This is a genomic window from Acidimangrovimonas sediminis (assembly GCF_002871005.1).
GTDB lineage: Bacteria > Pseudomonadota > Alphaproteobacteria > Rhodobacterales > Rhodobacteraceae > Acidimangrovimonas > Acidimangrovimonas sediminis.
Map to the genome: position 1 here is coordinate 1 of NZ_PHSN01000017.1, position 14,205 is coordinate 14,205.

Annotated in this window: 18 protein-coding genes; 2 read left to right on the plus strand and 16 right to left on the minus strand. The window is 68.5% G+C overall.

The window, feature by feature from the left end; genetic code table 11:
- Positions 1–164 precede the first annotated feature (164 nt).
- The 11 genes from CVV76_RS15760 to atpD all read right to left on the minus strand — a co-directional run bounded on the left by CVV76_RS15760 (position 165) and on the right by atpD (position 7,708).
- Positions 165–620, minus strand: a complete 456-nt coding sequence (locus CVV76_RS15760) for a hypothetical protein (protein WP_102225641.1) — start codon at positions 618–620, stop codon at positions 165–167.
- 139 nt (positions 621–759) lie between these two features.
- Positions 760–1,197: a universal stress protein gene (locus CVV76_RS15765; RefSeq protein WP_102225642.1), complete on the minus strand. Its 438-nt coding sequence runs from the start codon at positions 1,195–1,197 to the stop codon at positions 760–762.
- 63 nt (positions 1,198–1,260) lie between these two features.
- Positions 1,261–2,103, minus strand: a complete 843-nt coding sequence (locus CVV76_RS15770) for a F0F1 ATP synthase subunit gamma (RefSeq protein ID WP_102225643.1) — start codon at positions 2,101–2,103, stop codon at positions 1,261–1,263.
- Between the two features lie 2 nt (positions 2,104–2,105).
- Entirely contained in the window at positions 2,106–3,617 is a 1,512-nt protein-coding gene (locus CVV76_RS15775; RefSeq protein WP_102225644.1) for a F0F1 ATP synthase subunit alpha, read from the minus strand.
- Positions 3,604–4,359, minus strand: a complete 756-nt coding sequence (locus CVV76_RS15780; RefSeq protein WP_158243169.1) for a F0F1 ATP synthase subunit B family protein — start codon at positions 4,357–4,359, stop codon at positions 3,604–3,606. Before CVV76_RS15780 ends, CVV76_RS15775 begins: the two co-directional genes overlap by 14 nt.
- A 4-nt stretch (positions 4,360–4,363) precedes the next feature.
- Positions 4,364–4,594, minus strand: coding sequence for a F0F1 ATP synthase subunit C (locus tag CVV76_RS15785; RefSeq protein WP_102225646.1), 231 nt, complete (start codon positions 4,592–4,594; stop codon positions 4,364–4,366).
- Positions 4,595–4,622: 28 nt separating this feature from the next.
- Complete coding sequence (gene atpB / locus CVV76_RS15790; protein WP_102225647.1) at positions 4,623–5,288, minus strand: F0F1 ATP synthase subunit A; 666 nt, start codon at positions 5,286–5,288, stop codon at positions 4,623–4,625.
- Complete coding sequence (locus CVV76_RS15795) at positions 5,288–5,551, minus strand: ATP synthase subunit I (RefSeq protein WP_102225648.1); 264 nt, start codon at positions 5,549–5,551, stop codon at positions 5,288–5,290. Before CVV76_RS15795 ends, atpB begins: the two co-directional genes overlap by 1 nt.
- Positions 5,548–5,832 carry an AtpZ/AtpI family protein gene (locus CVV76_RS15800; RefSeq protein WP_102225649.1) on the minus strand — a complete coding sequence of 95 codons (285 nt, stop codon included), beginning with the start codon at positions 5,830–5,832 and terminating at the stop codon, positions 5,548–5,550. The genes CVV76_RS15795 and CVV76_RS15800 overlap by 4 nt, the downstream gene beginning before the upstream one ends.
- The gene (locus tag CVV76_RS15805) at positions 5,829–6,284 is read right to left on the minus strand and encodes a F0F1 ATP synthase subunit epsilon (protein ID WP_146010305.1); all 456 of its coding nucleotides are present in this window, start codon (positions 6,282–6,284) and stop codon (positions 5,829–5,831) included. Before CVV76_RS15805 ends, CVV76_RS15800 begins: the two co-directional genes overlap by 4 nt.
- A complete protein-coding gene (gene atpD, locus CVV76_RS15810) occupies positions 6,281–7,708 on the minus strand; it encodes a F0F1 ATP synthase subunit beta (RefSeq protein ID WP_146010306.1) in 1,428 nt (475 codons plus the stop codon). The genes CVV76_RS15805 and atpD overlap by 4 nt, the downstream gene beginning before the upstream one ends.
- A 203-nt stretch (positions 7,709–7,911) precedes the next feature.
- On the opposite strand from atpD, the gene CVV76_RS15815 reads away from it, so the two are divergent.
- Positions 7,912–8,136: an AbrB/MazE/SpoVT family DNA-binding domain-containing protein gene (locus tag CVV76_RS15815; RefSeq protein ID WP_102225651.1), complete on the plus strand. Its 225-nt coding sequence runs from the start codon at positions 7,912–7,914 to the stop codon at positions 8,134–8,136.
- Entirely contained in the window at positions 8,133–8,519 is a 387-nt protein-coding gene (locus CVV76_RS15820) for a type II toxin-antitoxin system death-on-curing family toxin (RefSeq protein ID WP_102225652.1), read from the plus strand. The genes CVV76_RS15815 and CVV76_RS15820 overlap by 4 nt, the downstream gene beginning before the upstream one ends.
- A gap of 55 nt (positions 8,520–8,574) precedes the next feature.
- Here CVV76_RS15820 and CVV76_RS15825 read toward each other — a convergent pair whose 3' ends face one another.
- From CVV76_RS15825 to CVV76_RS15845, 5 genes are all read right to left on the minus strand, one after another.
- Entirely contained in the window at positions 8,575–9,384 is an 810-nt protein-coding gene (locus CVV76_RS15825; protein ID WP_233192981.1) for a Crp/Fnr family transcriptional regulator, read from the minus strand.
- A 351-nt stretch (positions 9,385–9,735) separates the two neighbouring features.
- A complete protein-coding gene (gene repC / locus CVV76_RS15830) occupies positions 9,736–10,926 on the minus strand; it encodes a plasmid replication protein RepC (protein WP_102225654.1) in 1,191 nt (396 codons plus the stop codon).
- A 229-nt stretch (positions 10,927–11,155) separates the two neighbouring features.
- On the minus strand, positions 11,156–12,064 hold the full coding sequence (gene repB, locus CVV76_RS15835) for a plasmid partitioning protein RepB (protein WP_102225814.1): 909 nt from the start codon (positions 12,062–12,064) through the stop codon (positions 11,156–11,158).
- Entirely contained in the window at positions 12,064–13,236 is a 1,173-nt protein-coding gene (gene repA, locus CVV76_RS15840) for a plasmid partitioning protein RepA (protein ID WP_102225655.1), read from the minus strand. The genes repB and repA overlap by 1 nt, the downstream gene beginning before the upstream one ends.
- A 263-nt stretch (positions 13,237–13,499) precedes the next feature.
- Positions 13,500–14,111: a helix-turn-helix domain-containing protein gene (locus CVV76_RS15845; RefSeq protein ID WP_102225656.1), complete on the minus strand. Its 612-nt coding sequence runs from the start codon at positions 14,109–14,111 to the stop codon at positions 13,500–13,502.
- Positions 14,112–14,205: the final 94 nt, after the last annotated feature.

Sequence of the window (14,205 nt, forward strand, 5' to 3'; positions counted from 1 at the left end):
CCGCGAAAGAGGTCGAACCGATCATGGAGCGAGACGCAAAATGAAAAAACGGTTCTGGACCATGCCCGGAATCTCGTAATAGCTGTTATGTAATATTTCGAGATACCCCGGAATGGCCCCCGGGCGGGGATGTCCGCCCGGGGCGCATGGGATCACTCACGGGATCACTGGTGCAGGGTCGGATCGCGAAGCCGGTCACGGTCGCGGTCCATGTCGCTGTCCTTCAGCTGGTCGCGATCCATGTCGCGATCCATGTCCCGCGACTGCAGCTGGTCGCGGTCGAACTCGTGGAGGTAGATCCGGTCACGGGTCCGATCGCGCTTGGGATCGAGGCTGTCCCACAGGAGCTGGCCCGTCGCGCGGTCGTAGACGAGGTGGCGAACCTCCTTTCCGCGTTGCGCGGTGATGCGGATCTGGTTGCGGTCGCTTATCGTCCGCATCCGGGTGAACCCCTGGCGTTCCAGCGCCTGGTAGACCGGCCCGTAGACGGCCTCGATCCGGGCCTGACTCTGGGCCTGCGCCTTGGTCCGGGCCTGAGATTGTGACTGTGCTTGTGCCACGACGGGCGCCACGCCCGACAAGGCGACCAGAGCCGCCGCCGCAAGTGCAATGATACGCATGAGACATCTCCATTTTACGACACCGTGCTTTGCCAAATCGTCAGGGGTGCCGCCCCGCAGAATCGGCAAGTGTCGCGGTCCGCTCATTGATTCCGAGCAACGACGAAGGATCCCGGGGCCGCGACCCCGCGTCGCAGCCTCATGGCACCACCACGACCACGGTATCGGCAAGGCTGACCAGCTTGGTCGCCACGCTGCCCAGCAGCAGCCTTTCGATCGGGCCGTCGCCGCGCTTCGCGATGACGACCGCGCTGGCCTTCTTGTCGCGCGCATAGGCAAGGATCGCCCCGGCCGGATCGCCGTGAAGCGACTCGATCACCACCGGGCCCGATCCCGCCGCCAGCGCACGGTCGCGGCCGGCGCGCAGGATCTCGGCCGAGGTCTGCTCCAGCCGTTCCTCAAGCCAGGCGTTGCGGCTGTCGGCCAGGCCCTGCACAAGGTCCGACGGCAGGCCGTAATCGGCGATCACGTTGACGAGGTGAAGCGCCGCGCCATGCCGATTGGCGAAGTCCGCCGCATGGTCGATCGCTCGCGCCGAGCCTTCCGACCCGTCGGTAGCAACGACAAGAAGTTCCATGATTTCAAACCTTTCCACTGTGTAGTTCTTCTACTTTCGGCCTCGCCTTCCGACCCGATCGGGTCATCCCAGGATCGCCTGCGCCCCGGTCGCGACGTCGAGAAGTTCCGAGGTGATCGCCTCCTGCCGGATCTCGTTCTCGACCCGGGCAAGCCGGTCGAGCTTGTCGGCGATGCTGCGGTCCGCCGCCTCCATCACCCGCAGCCGCGCGGCATTCTCGGAGGCGAAGGACTCCATCAGCGCCTGCGACAACGCCGCGAAAAGGTATTCGCGTTCAAGCGCGGCAAGCAGATCGGCGGGCGGAAGCTGCACCAGCGGCGGCGCCCGGTGCGGCCCTGGCGGCTGCGGCCTGCCGGGGGCGGTATCGGCCGACGGATCGGGGGGCAGCACACGGCGCGCGGCGACCGCATAGCCGCCGCCCCGCTCATGGCGGCCGAAGACCGCCCGGACGGAGGACCGGCCCGCCAGCGCCGCTGCCAGATCATGGGTCACATCCGTCACGCCCGAGACATGGGTGGCAGCCGGCAGCACGAGGGCCGGCGCCATGCCGCGTTCCGCGGCCAGCGCCCCGCCGCGCTTGCCGGTGACGATCAGCGCCTCGTCCGGCCTGCGGCTGGTCGAGGCCTCGTCAAGCAGCGCGGCATTCAGCCCCCCAACAAAGCCGTGCTCGGCGCAGATCACGATCAGCGCCGCGGCCCCGTCTTCGCCCGATGCCAGCCCCGGCGGGTCGAGCGCCCGCCCGTCCGCAAGCGCCTCGGTCACGATGTCGGAATAGGCGCGGATCCCGGGCAGGGCGGCCAGCGCCTCCTGCAACCGGCTCGCAGCCAGGACGCGCAGCGCCTGGAACAGGCCGCGCAGCTCGGTCAGGCTGGCGATGCGGGCGCGAAGGGCCTGTTCCTGCTCCATCCTCAACCTCCTGCCAGCAGGCCGTCGACCGCGGCAGCCAGCGCCGCGAGATCCTCGGCCGAGGCCTTGCCGGTCGCGGCGATCCGCGCCTCCGCCTCGGGGCAGGTCTGCGCGATGGCGGGGCCGAGCGCCGCCTTCAGCCGCGCGACATCCTCCAGCGGCAGCGCATCCAGCCGCCCCGCGGCCGTCGCCGACAGGAGCGCCACCTGCATGGCAAGCGAGGCCGGATGAAACTGCGGCTGCACGAGGATCGCGCGGATGCGGCGGCCATGGTCGATCCTGGCCTGCGTGCGCGGATCCATCATGGCGCCGAAGCGGGTGAAGGCCTCAAGCTCGACGAACTGGCCATAGTCGAGCTTCAGCGTCCCCGCCGCCGCCTTCATTGCCGGCGATTGCGTCTGGCTGCCGACCCGGCTGACCGAAAGACCCACGTTCACGGCCGGTTTCTGGCCCTCGTAGAACAGCTTCGGCTCAAGGTAGATCTGGCCGTCGGTGATCGAGATCAGGTTGGTCGGGATATAGGCCGTCAGGTTGCCACCCTGCGTCTCGGCGATGGGAAGGGCGGTCAGCGACCCGCCGCCCCGTTCGGCCGACAGCCGCGCCGCCCGCTCCAGCAGCCGGGAATGCAGGTAGAAGACGTCGCCGGGAAAGGCCTCGCGCCCCGGCGGGCGGCGCAGCAGCAGCGACAATTCCCGGTAGGTCACCGCGTGCTTGGTCAGGTCGTCATAGACCACGAGCGCGTGCCGGCCCCGGTCGCGGAAATATTCCGCCATGGTGCAGGCCGCGTAGGGGGCGATCCATTGTGCACCGGGGGGCGCGTCGGCCTCACCCACGACGACGATGCAGCGGTCGAACGCCCCGCGCGCCCGCATCGCCGCCACCGCCTGGCTGACGGTGGAGGCCTTCTGCCCGATCGCGCAATAGACGCAGATCACGTCGCTGGTCTTCTGGTTCAGGATGGTGTCCAGCGCGATCGTCGTCTTGCCGGTCTTGCGGTCGCCGATGATCAGCTCACGCTGGCCCCGGCCAAGCGGGATCATCGCGTCGACGACGACAAGGCCGGTCATCAGCGGCTCGGTCACCGCCTCGCGCTCCGCGATGCCGGGGGCCGCGCGCTCCACCGGGTCGCGGCGCGTTGCGGCGATGGCGGGGCCGCCGTCCAAGGGCCGGCCGATGGCGTCGACGACGCGGCCCAGCAGGACCTCACCCACGGGAACGCGGATCAGCTCTCCGGTGCCGCGCACGGCGGTGCCGGCGGCGATCCCGCCGGACGGATCGAGGAGGACGACGCTTGCTTCCCCCTCGCGCACCCGAAGCGCGATGCCACGGGCCCCGGTGGCGAATTCAAGCACCTCCTCGGCCCGGGTGTCGGGCAGGCCCGTGACCGTGGCCACGCCATCGCCCACGCTGGTCACCGTTCCGATATGGGCGACCGCAGCCCCCGGCGGCATCGCGGCCAGCCGTCCCCGGACATTGCCGAACCAGCCCTTCAGCCCCTGTTCAAGCCCGCTCATTGCCCACCATCGCCCGTTTTGCCGCCGCCAGCCGGTCGGCCCAGCCGAATTTCAGCTGCGAATGCGCCACCCGCAGCTCCGCCCCGCCCAGAAGGTCGGGATCCACCTCGAACCCCAGGCTTCCCTGCCCTCCGAGCAGCGGCAGGAGCCGCGCCGACCACGCCGCCCGATCCTCCGGCGGCAGGGGCGATGCCGTCACCACCGTCGCGACGGCGCCCGGCGCGGCCATGTCGGCGGCAAGGCGGGCGCGCTCGGCCTCGGGCTGCCGCGCCAGCGTGTCGGCCAGCCCGTCGAGAAAGAGACCCGGCGCGATCGTCGCCGCCGTGTCCTGCAGGATGCGCCCGGCAAGGCCGGTGGCCAGCGCCGCAAGGTCGCCCTGCGCCGCCTCGAGGGCCGCCTGACGCTCCGCCGCGATCGCCGCCTGCGCCTTTTCCACTTGCACGGCCGCGGCGGCCCGGGCCTCGGCCAGCGCCGCCTTCGCGGTTTCGGCCGCCTCGGCCGCCGCCTGGTCGAGGACACCCTGACGCTCCGCCTCCAGCGCCGCGCGGGCCTCGCGCAACCGGCGCGCCTCTTCCTCCGCGGTGGCGCAGGCCGCCGCCGCCGCCTCCTGCGCGGCCTCGACCTCGCGTTTGCGCGCGGCGATCACCCGGCGGACCGGCGCATAGAGGAAACGGCGCAGAAGCCAGACGAGGATGGCGAAGTTCACCGCCTGCAGGCCCAGCGTCCACCAGTCGATCGTCATGGCCTCATCCGGTGAAGGGGTTGGCATAGAGCAGCAAGAGCGCGATCACGAGGCAGTAGATCGCCATCGTCTCGATCATCGCGAGCCCGACGAAGAGCGTGCGAGAGATCGTCCCCGCCGCCTCGGGCTGGCGCGCGATCGCCTCCATCGCGGCGGCAAGGGCCCTGCCCTCGCCCAACGCCGGGCCGATGGCGCCGAAGGCCACGGCCAGCGCCGCGGCGAAGACTGAAATCATCTGTATCGTCAAGGCCTTGAGTCCTTTCTCAGCTATCCACCGCGCCGACGGCCGCGCCGATGTAGACGGTGGCGAGGATGGTGAAGATATACGCCTGGATCACCCCGATCAGCAGACCCAGCACCATGAACGGCACCGGCAGGACGAACCCCGCGAGGTAGACCAGGATGGCGAGGATCAGCTCGTGGCTCATCATGTTCCCGAAGAGCCGCACCATGAGCGACAGGATGCGCGTGATCTCGGACAAGAGGGTCAGCGGCAGCAGCAGCGGGTTCGGCCTGAGGAAATGCCCGAGATAGCCCGCGACGCCGGTCTCGCGCAGCCCGAACCAGTGGATCGACAGGAACACGATCAGCCCCAGCGCGACCGGCGTCTCGATCCGGCTGGTCGGCGCGCGCAGACCGGGCAGCGCGGGCACAAGGTTCGCGGTGACGAGGAACAGGAAAAGCGTGCCCAGAAGGGGCAGATAGCGGCCCGGGTCGCGTTGCAGGATGGCGCGGATCTGGTCCTCGATCGTTTCCACCACGATCTCGAGCGCGGTCTGCACCGGGCCGCCGTCGGGCGTCGCGCGCCTGAGGGCAAGCCACGAGACCAGCGTCAGCAGGGCCATGATGCCCCAGGTCGTGGCAACGGCCGGGCTGATCGGAACGGGGCCGACCCGGAACAGGACCTGGGCGCCGAACGGGCTTTCCATCAGCCGGCCCCCCGCAACATCCGGATCGCGCCCGACCGCGCCAGCACGAACCCCACGAAGGCGGCGAGAAGCGGCCCCGCGCCGTGCTGCGCGCTCCACCACAACACCGCCGCCGCCATGGCGAGGCGCAGAAGGCCAAGCGCCACGATGCGAACGGCGCCCTCGCCCGCCGCGAAACGCCGGACCGCCTGCCAAGACAGCGCGAAATAGGCCGCCCCCAGCACCAGCCCAAGCCCGAGATGGAGCGCCAAGAGCACCGTCATTTCCGCCTCCACGGCTGGCAGCACGCCATGAAGAACCCCAGCGCGACGCCGACCACGATCCCCAGCGCGCTGAACAGCACGGGATGGCCGGTCACCCGGTCGAGCCAGCGCCCGATGAAAACCCCAAGCAGCGTTGGCACCAGCACCTGCCAGGCAAGCGACCCGATCACCGCGAGGTTTTCCCAGGGCGAATGCTGCCCCTCCTCGCGCGCCTGCGCGGCGCGCCGCTCGCGCTTGCGGACGGCTTCGGCCAGCGGGTCGGGTTTCCTCGGCCGGGTCATGGCGCCGCGCCCCGGTCCGGCCCCGCGCCTTGATCCGGTGGCGTGGTGCCAAGGCCGGATTGCGCACCGAGGTAGCGATGCAGCGCCCGCATCGTCGCAAGGTGCAGGCGTTCCGTCGACACCCGCTGCGCGGTTTCCTCGCGTTCCACGGCCCGGAACCGTGCCAGCACCGCCGTCTCCAGCTCCTCCAGCGTGCCGCCCGCCACTGCCTCGCGCGCCGCGACCGAAACCGTGTCGCCGCCCGCGACCCGCAGCACCCCGCGGCGCAGGGCCACGTTGTTCGCGGCGCCCGCGGCATCGGTCCATGTCAGGACCGAGACGGTCAGGACGGTCAGGAAATCCGCGTGCCCCGGCAGGATGCCGAAGCTGCCGCTTTCATCCTCGGCCCGCACCGCGCCGACCCCCGGGGCGTCGAGGACAAGGGCGCGCGGGGTGGTGATGACCAGCCTCATGCCGCGGCCTCCGCCCCGGGGCCACGGCCCGCGGTGGCCTTTTCCTTCGCCTCGGCCTCCGCCAGCGTCCCGACCATGTAGAGCGACCCCTCGGCCCAGTCGTCGGCCGCCCCGTCAAGGATCGCGCGGCACCCCGCCAGCGTGTCGGCAAGCGCGACCGAGGCGCCGGGCATGCCGGTGAACTGCGCCGTGACGCCGAACGGCTGGGTCAGGAACCGGATCAGCCGCCGGGCGCGGAGCACCGCTGTCTGGTCGTCGGCGCCAAGCTCCTCCATCCCCAGCAGCGAGATGATCTCCTGCAGCTCCCGGTAATGCTCGACCAGGCGCCGGACCTCCTGCGCGATGTCGTAATGCGCCTGCCCCACCACCGCGGGATCGAGCAGCGACGAGACAGAAGCCAGCGGATCGACCGCCGGGTAAAGGCCCTGGCTCGCCATCTCGCGCGAGAGAACGAGCGAACTGTCGAGATGGGTGAAGATCTGCGCCACCGCCGGATCGGTGAAATCGTCGGCGGGCACATAGACCGCCTGGATCGAGGTCACGGCCGCCCCCTCGACCGAGGCGATCCGCTCCTGGAACTCGGCGATCTCGGTGGCAAGCGTCGGCTGATAGCCCACGCGGCTGGGCAAACGGCCAAGAAGGCCCGAGATCTCGGCCCCCGCCTGGACGAAGCGGTAGACGTTGTCGACCAGAAGCAACACGTCCTGCTTCTTCTCGTCCCGGAAATATTCCGCCACCGTCAGCGCGGCGAGGCCGACGCGCCAGCGCGCGCCCGGGGGTTCGTTCATCTGGCCGTAGACGAGGGCGGTGTTGCCGATCACGCCCGACCGCTTCAACTCGGTCCAGAGCTCATGCCCCTCGCGCGAGCGTTCGCCGATCCCGGCAAAGACCGAAAGGCCCCCGTGGCGTTCGACCGTGGCGCGGATCAGTTCCATGATCAAAACGGTCTTGCCGACGCCCGCGCCGCCGAACATCGCGCCTTTCGACCCACGCGAGAGCGGCGCGAGAAGGTCGATCACCTTGATCCCGGTCAGGAAGATCTCGGCGCTGCCCCGCTGCGTGGCAAAGGTGGGCGCCGGGCGGTGGATCGGGCGTCGCGGTATCTCCTCCGCGAAGGCCACGCCGCCATCGATCGGGCGGCCCGACACGTCCATCATGCGCCCAAGGACGGCAGGCCCCGCCGGCACCGCCAGCGGCCCGCCCGTCAGATCCACCTGCATGCCGCAGGCCAGCCCCGCGGTTTCGCACAGCGCGACGGTGCGGATGGTTCCCGCATCGAGATGCTGGTGCACCTCGAGGATGACAGGCACCCCGCCGGGCGGGCACACCTCCAGCGCGTGGTTGACAGGTGGCAACTCTCCCGCCGCGAAGGCGACGTCCACCACCGACCCGTCGACCTGGGCGATCCGACCCTGTACCACCATGCCTGCCCCTTCTGGGATCCGGGCAAAGCCTGCGCCGATTCGCCGCCTCCGGCATTGATCTGCTTCAAGGATCGCCCCGGAACGCCGGGAAAATTCGCCCCGTTCGCCCCACCGACCGCCCCGCCCGCAGGAGCGCGTGCACCCGCCCCTTGTCTGCGCGACCTCAACGCGTATATACGTAGATATATCCAAGGAGCCGCATCATGATCGAAACCAGGATCCGGAAGGTGGGCAACTCGGCGGTGATGACGCTGACGACCGAGATGCTGACCATTCTCGACGCCAAGGAAGGCGATACCCTTTTCGTCGTGCGCGGCGACGACGGCAGCCTGAAGATCACGCCGCACGATCCCTCGGTCGCCGCCGCGCTGGCCGCCGCCGAGATCGTGATGGACGAGAACCGCGACCTGCTTCAGGCGCTTGCGTGACGGGCCCTGTCTGGGTTCCGCTCGCCGCCGTCCTTGCCATTCACGACCGCCAGATCGCCCGCCACGGCGGGGCCCCCGGCATGCGCGACCGATCCCTGCTGGAGATGGGCTGCGCGCGGACGATGAACCTTGCCGTCTACGCCGACCCGGGGATCGCGGAAATCGCCTCCGCCTATGCCTTCGGGATCTCCAAGGCGCATGCCTTCGTCGATGGCAACAAGCGCACCGCCTTCGTCACGGCGCTTACCTTCCTGCGGCTGAACGGATACGCCTTCCGGCCCGAGACGATCGAGGGCGTGCGGATGATGGAGGGCCTCGCCGCAGGTGAGATCGGCGAAGCCGAGTTCGCCGCCTGGCTGCTGGCCGGGATGGCCGCGATCTGACATCCCGGCCCCGAGGCCGGCACTGGCCGACCATCAGGCGACCACCGGCCGGCCGCTAGAGATAGCGCCGCTGCGTGGCCGTTTGCCCGGTCGCATCCCTTGACCAGGGTTCGGGCGCGGCGTCGGGCGGCAGGTCCTTCTCGCTCCCCCGCGGGCCCAGCCCGCCCCGCCGCGCAAGGCCGTCGGGATCATGGATGACCAGATGGGTGCCGTCGGGAATGGACATCAGTCCCTCGTCCTGCCAGCGGTGGGTCAGACGGCTGATGGTTTCCCGCGTGGTGCCGATCAGGTCGGCGATGTCGGCCCGGGGAACGACCAGCGCCAAGACCCCGCCACCGGACGGCAGCCGCTGGAACGGCAGCATCTCGCAGGCCCGGACGAGGAACACGGCAAGGCGTTCCTCCGGCGTCTGCAGGCCGCGCATCCAGATGTGACCGTGCAGCGCGTCCAGGGCGCGGCCGCGTTCCCGGCGGATCGCCCGGCGCAAAGCGCCCTCCTCGGCCGCCAGATGCTCGAACGGCGCGCGGGCGAATGTGCAAAGGCTCACCTCGGTGGCGCATTCGACCTCATACCGGCCCCGGCGCGGCAGGATCTCTCCGATCACCGCGCCCGGCCCCGCGATCCCGGTGATCAGCCGCCGCCCGTCCACCGAATAGCGCAGAAGCCTCAGGTATCCCCTGCGCAGAACCGTTACCGGGCCGCTTCCGTCCTCCGGGTCCCATAGCCAGTGGTCGGAACCATGCACCGCCGGCAGCGCGAAACCGGACATCCGGCGCCGAAGCCCGTCCGGCAGGGTCCCGCAGAAACCGGTGCGGCGCACCGGGCAGTCGCGGCAGGGATCAGCCTTGCCCGCCGTGCAGGCCACCGGCCCCCGTTCAGGCCCCCGTTCAGGCCCGCGTCTGGTTCTCCATTCCGGCCCCCGGGCGACCGCAGGGTCGGCGCCGCGCGAAGGACGCCGCGCCGGCGCGGGTGAGGCAATATTCATGGCAATTCCCCTTTGGCAGCGGGTCGAAGCACACCTTCCCACAGGCCGCACCAAGCTGGCACTGCCCCGGAAGACCTTTGCCCCGGCATGTCTGCGTTTCCGGCCCCAATGTCGCATGACACCCTCGCCTCAGGATGCGGCTACGGCATCGAACTGCACCGAAATGTATCCATTGGCGTGAAACCGCCGCCAGGAACTCGCCCTCGCCGGTCGCAGGACGATGCCGCACACTCAGACCGCCTTGCTGTTGCGGGCCTGCATCAACGCCATGATCATCGGCCCCGGAGAGAAGCTTCCCCCCGCCGCCTTCGAGGTCAGCGCGCGCAGGTAGCCGCCGGGATTGCGGATTTCCTCTGTCCGCTGAAGCATGGCCAGCACGGTGATTGCAGCATTCGTCGCCCCCATATGTTCTGCCGCTTCACGCCAGGCAGAAGGCGAGATCCCCATCATCGGGGCGATGAACTCCGCCCGGGCGATCAGCTCGGTCCAGTTGCGGATCGGATCTGGCGAATATTCCCGTGCATCCGGACAGGCCTGAAGCACCAGCCAGAGAGGAAGCTTTGTCCCCCCATCCGGGGGCTCCGCCGTTTCCGCATCCGGCGCCACCCCGGCCGCTTCTTCCATTTCTTTGGAAGATTCAGATTCTGTAAGAGGTTTGTTTGAATCTTGTTTGTGCCGCTCACTTTCGTCGGCATTGCCGCTCTTTTTTTCCGATTTTCCCTTTTGGATGAGGGTGTTGGCCTGTTCCCGCAGGTCGGTCGCCCGGGCATGAAGTGCCGCCAGGTCAGACAGGTCCATCTTGCGGCGAAGATCGCGTGCCATGAGGGCACGGGCATCCATGAGGGCATCCCAGTTGCCCGGGACGGCCTCGCACCCGAACTCGGCCAGCTGCGCCACGTCTCGCAGGATCAGCACGATCGCCTCGCGCAGGGCACGGCGGCGATCCTCGGCCTCGCGCGCGGCCTGGGCGGCCTGGGCGATCTCGGCCTCGCGCAGGAGAAGCGGGCGCAGGTCGAAGCCGAAGGCCACCTGCAGCGCATCCCCGCCCCTGCGGGCGTAGCGCTTGCCGTTGGGGCTGTCGTGCCGGATCACCAGCCCCGCGGCGACGAGGGCCGCCAGATGCCGGCGCAGGGTGCTTTCCGCCATGCCATGGGTACGCTCCGACAGCGCCCGATTCGACGGGAAGACGATCGAGCCGTCGCCCTCGGCCAGGGTGGGATGCGGGTGAAAGGACACCAGCGCGTTGAGCACGGCAAGATCGCGGTCGCTGACGGCAAAGGCCCCGCGGGCCAGCGTCAGATCGCGCATCACGGCCCACTTGTCACGGGCGGTATCGGGCAGCGGCGCATCGCGCATGGGCGCGTGCGCAAGATCCGTCGGACGCAGCGAGCGCCCGAACGGTGTCTGGGAAATGTGTTGCATGTCATCCGTCACGAAGACGCGAAAGATCGCTCCGCGGACATGGCGGTTGTTGACAGGAGTCAACTGATGGGGATACGTTCAGAGTGCGAGAAAGAACGGGCCCTTCGGGATGTCATGTCCTGGGGGGTCTTTTCTTGTCCGGGTCGTGCCTCCTGTTTTTTGTTGCTCTGCTCTTGTCATTCCCCGCTTTTGCGGGCGAATTCACTGCCCGCAAAGGCGGGAAAACTCCTCATTGCCCGCCGTTGCGGGAAAACTCCTCGTGCAGCCGCGCCATGTTCCGGCGCAGCCAGTCGGCGAACCTGTCGTCATGAAAGGTCATCACCGGTTTGCCGCCGCGCCGCGCCGCATCGGCCAGCGCGGTGCCGTCTTCGCGCGTGATCGTCTCCGCCGGGCGGTTGGCCTTCTGCGGCGCAAGCGCGTCGAACACCGCCTGGAACCTTGCGTCGCTATCGTCGCCTACGGCCAGCGAGATCACCTTGTCCAGCGGATGCGCCGCGATCCGGCGCGCCAGCGCCAGCCAGCGGTCGCGCCCGGCCGAGGGCGCGGCACCAATCGACAGGATCACCGGCTCGGGCACTTCCTTGGTCACCGCAAGCATCCGGCTGACAACCGTCTTGTCGACGTGCAGCGCGTCGCAGATCACCTTGCGGTCAAAGCCGCCCTCGACCATCTGCCGGGCGAAGTTCGCCTTCTCGATGAAGCTGAGATCCTTGCGGGCGGCGTTCTCCTGCCCCTGCGCCACCACCAGCGACCGGTCGTCGAGGTCGCGCACCATGGCCCGAACCGGTACGCCCAGCCGCTTCATCGCGGCCACGCGGCGGCGGCCGTAGACGATCTCGTACCGGCCTTCGACATTCGGCGAATGGCGCAGCATGACGGGGACCTGCTGGCCGTATTCGCGCAGGCTTTCCATCAGCTCGGCGATGCCGGCCTCGTCCTCGTCCAGCCGGTCCTTGAGGCCCGCGTCGTCGATCATGTCCGCCGGGACCTCGGCGATCGCGCGGGTGCGCAGGTCGGCCAGCGACTGGCTGACCGCGCCGATCGCGCCGCTCTGGCGCCGCGGCTGGGCCGGCGCGAGGGGCGGGGCGTCCTCGCCCCCCGCCTTCATCAGCCCTTCGAGCAAATTCTTCCGTGCCATCAGCGCCCCCATGCCTTCTGGATAAGCTCCTCGATCTCGCCATTGACAGCATTCAGGCTCTCAATGGCGCGTTCATAGGTCGAGCGGGTGAATTGCGCTTTCTCAACTTCGTAGAGGGTCTGCTTGGTGATGCCCGCATCCGAGATCGCGGTGGATTTCAGCGCGGGGTGGTTCAGCACATGTTCCCCGAACATGGAGCGCATGAAGCTCACCATCTGGTTCTGCGGCCCGTCGCCCGGCTCGTACCGGGTGACGAGGTAGCGCAGCCAGTCGTAGGACATGTCGCCCCCGGCATCGGCCACCACGCCCAGAAGGTTCGAGGTCATCAGGAGGAACTGGCACATCGACATGACGTCGAGCATCTGCGGATGCACCGTCACCAGCACCGCCGTCGCCGCCGACAGCGCCGACATGGTGAGAAAGCCAAGCTGCGGCGGGCAGTCGATCACCACCACGTCGTAATCGGCCTCGACCGGCCCCAGCGCCTCGCCCACGCGGGTGAAGAACAGTTCGCGATTGCCCTGCGCCAGCATCCGCGGGGTGTCGTGCTCGAACTCCATGAGGTCGAGGTTGCCCGGCACGATGTCGAGGTTGGTGAAATAGGTCTTCTGGATGACGGAGCTGAGCGGCACCGGGTCGTCGTAGCGGATCGCATCGTAGAGGGTGCCGCCGTCGAGCAGGTCGAATTCCGGCTGGAACCCGTGCAGCGCCGAGAACGAGGCCTGGGGGTCGAGGTCGATCCCCAGCACGCGGTAGCCGTCAAGCGCCAGCTTCTGCGCAAGGTGCGCCGCGGTCGTGGTCTTGCCCGACCCGCCCTTGAAGTTGATGACCGAGATCACCTGAAGATGGTCGCCCGGATGCCGCCCGGGCAGGTAGGTGCCCGGCGTCTTGGCGCCCTTCTCCAGCATCTCGCGCAGCGCCTGGATATCCTCGGGGGAATAGAGCCGGCGGCCGCCGTTGCGGATCTCGGGCTCCGGCCCGCGGCCGTCGAGGTGCAGCTTGCGCAGGTAGGCATCCTTCACGCCCAGAAGCTGCGCCACCTCGCCGCTGGTGAACTTGCGCAGCGTGCGTCGGGTGTCCGGCGGGAACAGCGCGCGGCGATGTTCCTGTAGCTGTTCCGACAGCCGTGCAGCATGCTGCCCGACGATCTGGTCGATTCTGTTCTGGCCCACTCGCTCAACTGCCCTCTTTGCCGAAGCGTTTGTTACGCTTTTCGTCGTCTCATTCGCCTTTTTCCGTATTATTGGCCAGCAGAAAACGAGTCGTGCAAGACTTTTCTGTCGCCCGGCGCCCCTGAACCCCCGGAAATGTCCCAATATCTAGTGGATCGGGCGGGTTTCTGCCCCCATCGGCGGGCAAATCCCGCCCTGCCCTTGCGCACCCGGGGACGGCCGACTCGGAAGTTGTCGACTCGGACGCGGTCGGTCGGGGGCGCTCAGGTCCCCTCCGCGGCGCCGGAGTGCATGTTCTGGACCTCGGTGCAGATGCAGATGATTTCCGCGTCTTCCTCGCCCGCGCGGATGTAGGCATGTCCCATCGTGCTGTCGAGGTAGACGCCGTCGCCCTTCTTCAGGGTCAGGGGTTCGTAGAATTCGGTATGCACCACGACCTGGCCCTCGAGGACGTAGAGGAATTCCTCTCCGCCGTGGCGCATGAGGTCGCCGAACTCGCTGATTGAGCCGGATTTGACCTTTGCGATGATCGGGATGATGAACTTGTTCTTCACCTCGGGGCAGAGGTAGAGATAGTCGTAATTTGGCGTGCTGATCAGCGCCCCCTCGCCCGCCGGTGCATGCGAAAAGCGGCTGTTGGGCATGTTCGGGCGCGTCCCCCCCTCGTCCGCGCCGGTCACCAGATCGCCGATCGACACCTCCAGCCCGTCGCAGAGCTTCAGGATCACGTCGAGCGTCGGCGAGAGCATCCCGTTCTCGATCTTCGAGATCGAGGAGACCGAGACGGCGGACCGCGCCGACAGGTCGACAAGGGTCAGCCCCGCCCCCTTTCGCAGGGCCTTCAGGCGTTTTCCGATCTCGCTCTTGTGGGACATACCGGCTCCTCGAAAATTGGTCGCGGCCCCTTTTGCACACAAATGAAGCGCGACATAGCGAAAACTACAAGCAATTTTCGTATTAGAAAATTTT

Coding starts and splice junctions, on each gene's coding strand:
- CVV76_RS15785 (WP_102225646.1), bottom strand. CDS start 4,594: ATGATTTCAGTCTTCGCCGCGGCGCTGGCCGTGGCCTTCGGCGCCATC.
- repC (WP_102225654.1), bottom strand. CDS start 10,926: ATGCAACACATTTCCCAGACACCGTTCGGGCGCTCGCTGCGTCCGACG.
- atpD (WP_146010306.1), bottom strand. CDS start 7,708: ATGGTGGTACAGGGTCGGATCGCCCAGGTCGACGGGTCGGTGGTGGAC.
- CVV76_RS15815 (WP_102225651.1), top strand. CDS start 7,912: ATGATCGAAACCAGGATCCGGAAGGTGGGCAACTCGGCGGTGATGACG.
- CVV76_RS15805 (WP_146010305.1), bottom strand. CDS start 6,284: ATGAGGCTGGTCATCACCACCCCGCGCGCCCTTGTCCTCGACGCCCCG.
- atpB (WP_102225647.1), bottom strand. CDS start 5,288: ATGGAAAGCCCGTTCGGCGCCCAGGTCCTGTTCCGGGTCGGCCCCGTT.
- CVV76_RS15760 (WP_102225641.1), bottom strand. CDS start 620: ATGCGTATCATTGCACTTGCGGCGGCGGCTCTGGTCGCCTTGTCGGGC.
- CVV76_RS15770 (WP_102225643.1), bottom strand. CDS start 2,103: ATGGAGCAGGAACAGGCCCTTCGCGCCCGCATCGCCAGCCTGACCGAG.
- CVV76_RS15845 (WP_102225656.1), bottom strand. CDS start 14,111: ATGTCCCACAAGAGCGAGATCGGAAAACGCCTGAAGGCCCTGCGAAAG.
- CVV76_RS15795 (WP_102225648.1), bottom strand. CDS start 5,551: ATGACGGTGCTCTTGGCGCTCCATCTCGGGCTTGGGCTGGTGCTGGGG.
- CVV76_RS15775 (WP_102225644.1), bottom strand. CDS start 3,617: ATGAGCGGGCTTGAACAGGGGCTGAAGGGCTGGTTCGGCAATGTCCGG.
- repB (WP_102225814.1), bottom strand. CDS start 12,064: ATGGCACGGAAGAATTTGCTCGAAGGGCTGATGAAGGCGGGGGGCGAG.
- CVV76_RS15780 (WP_158243169.1), bottom strand. CDS start 4,359: ATGACGATCGACTGGTGGACGCTGGGCCTGCAGGCGGTGAACTTCGCC.
- CVV76_RS15765 (WP_102225642.1), bottom strand. CDS start 1,197: ATGGAACTTCTTGTCGTTGCTACCGACGGGTCGGAAGGCTCGGCGCGA.
- CVV76_RS15800 (WP_102225649.1), bottom strand. CDS start 5,832: ATGACCCGGCCGAGGAAACCCGACCCGCTGGCCGAAGCCGTCCGCAAG.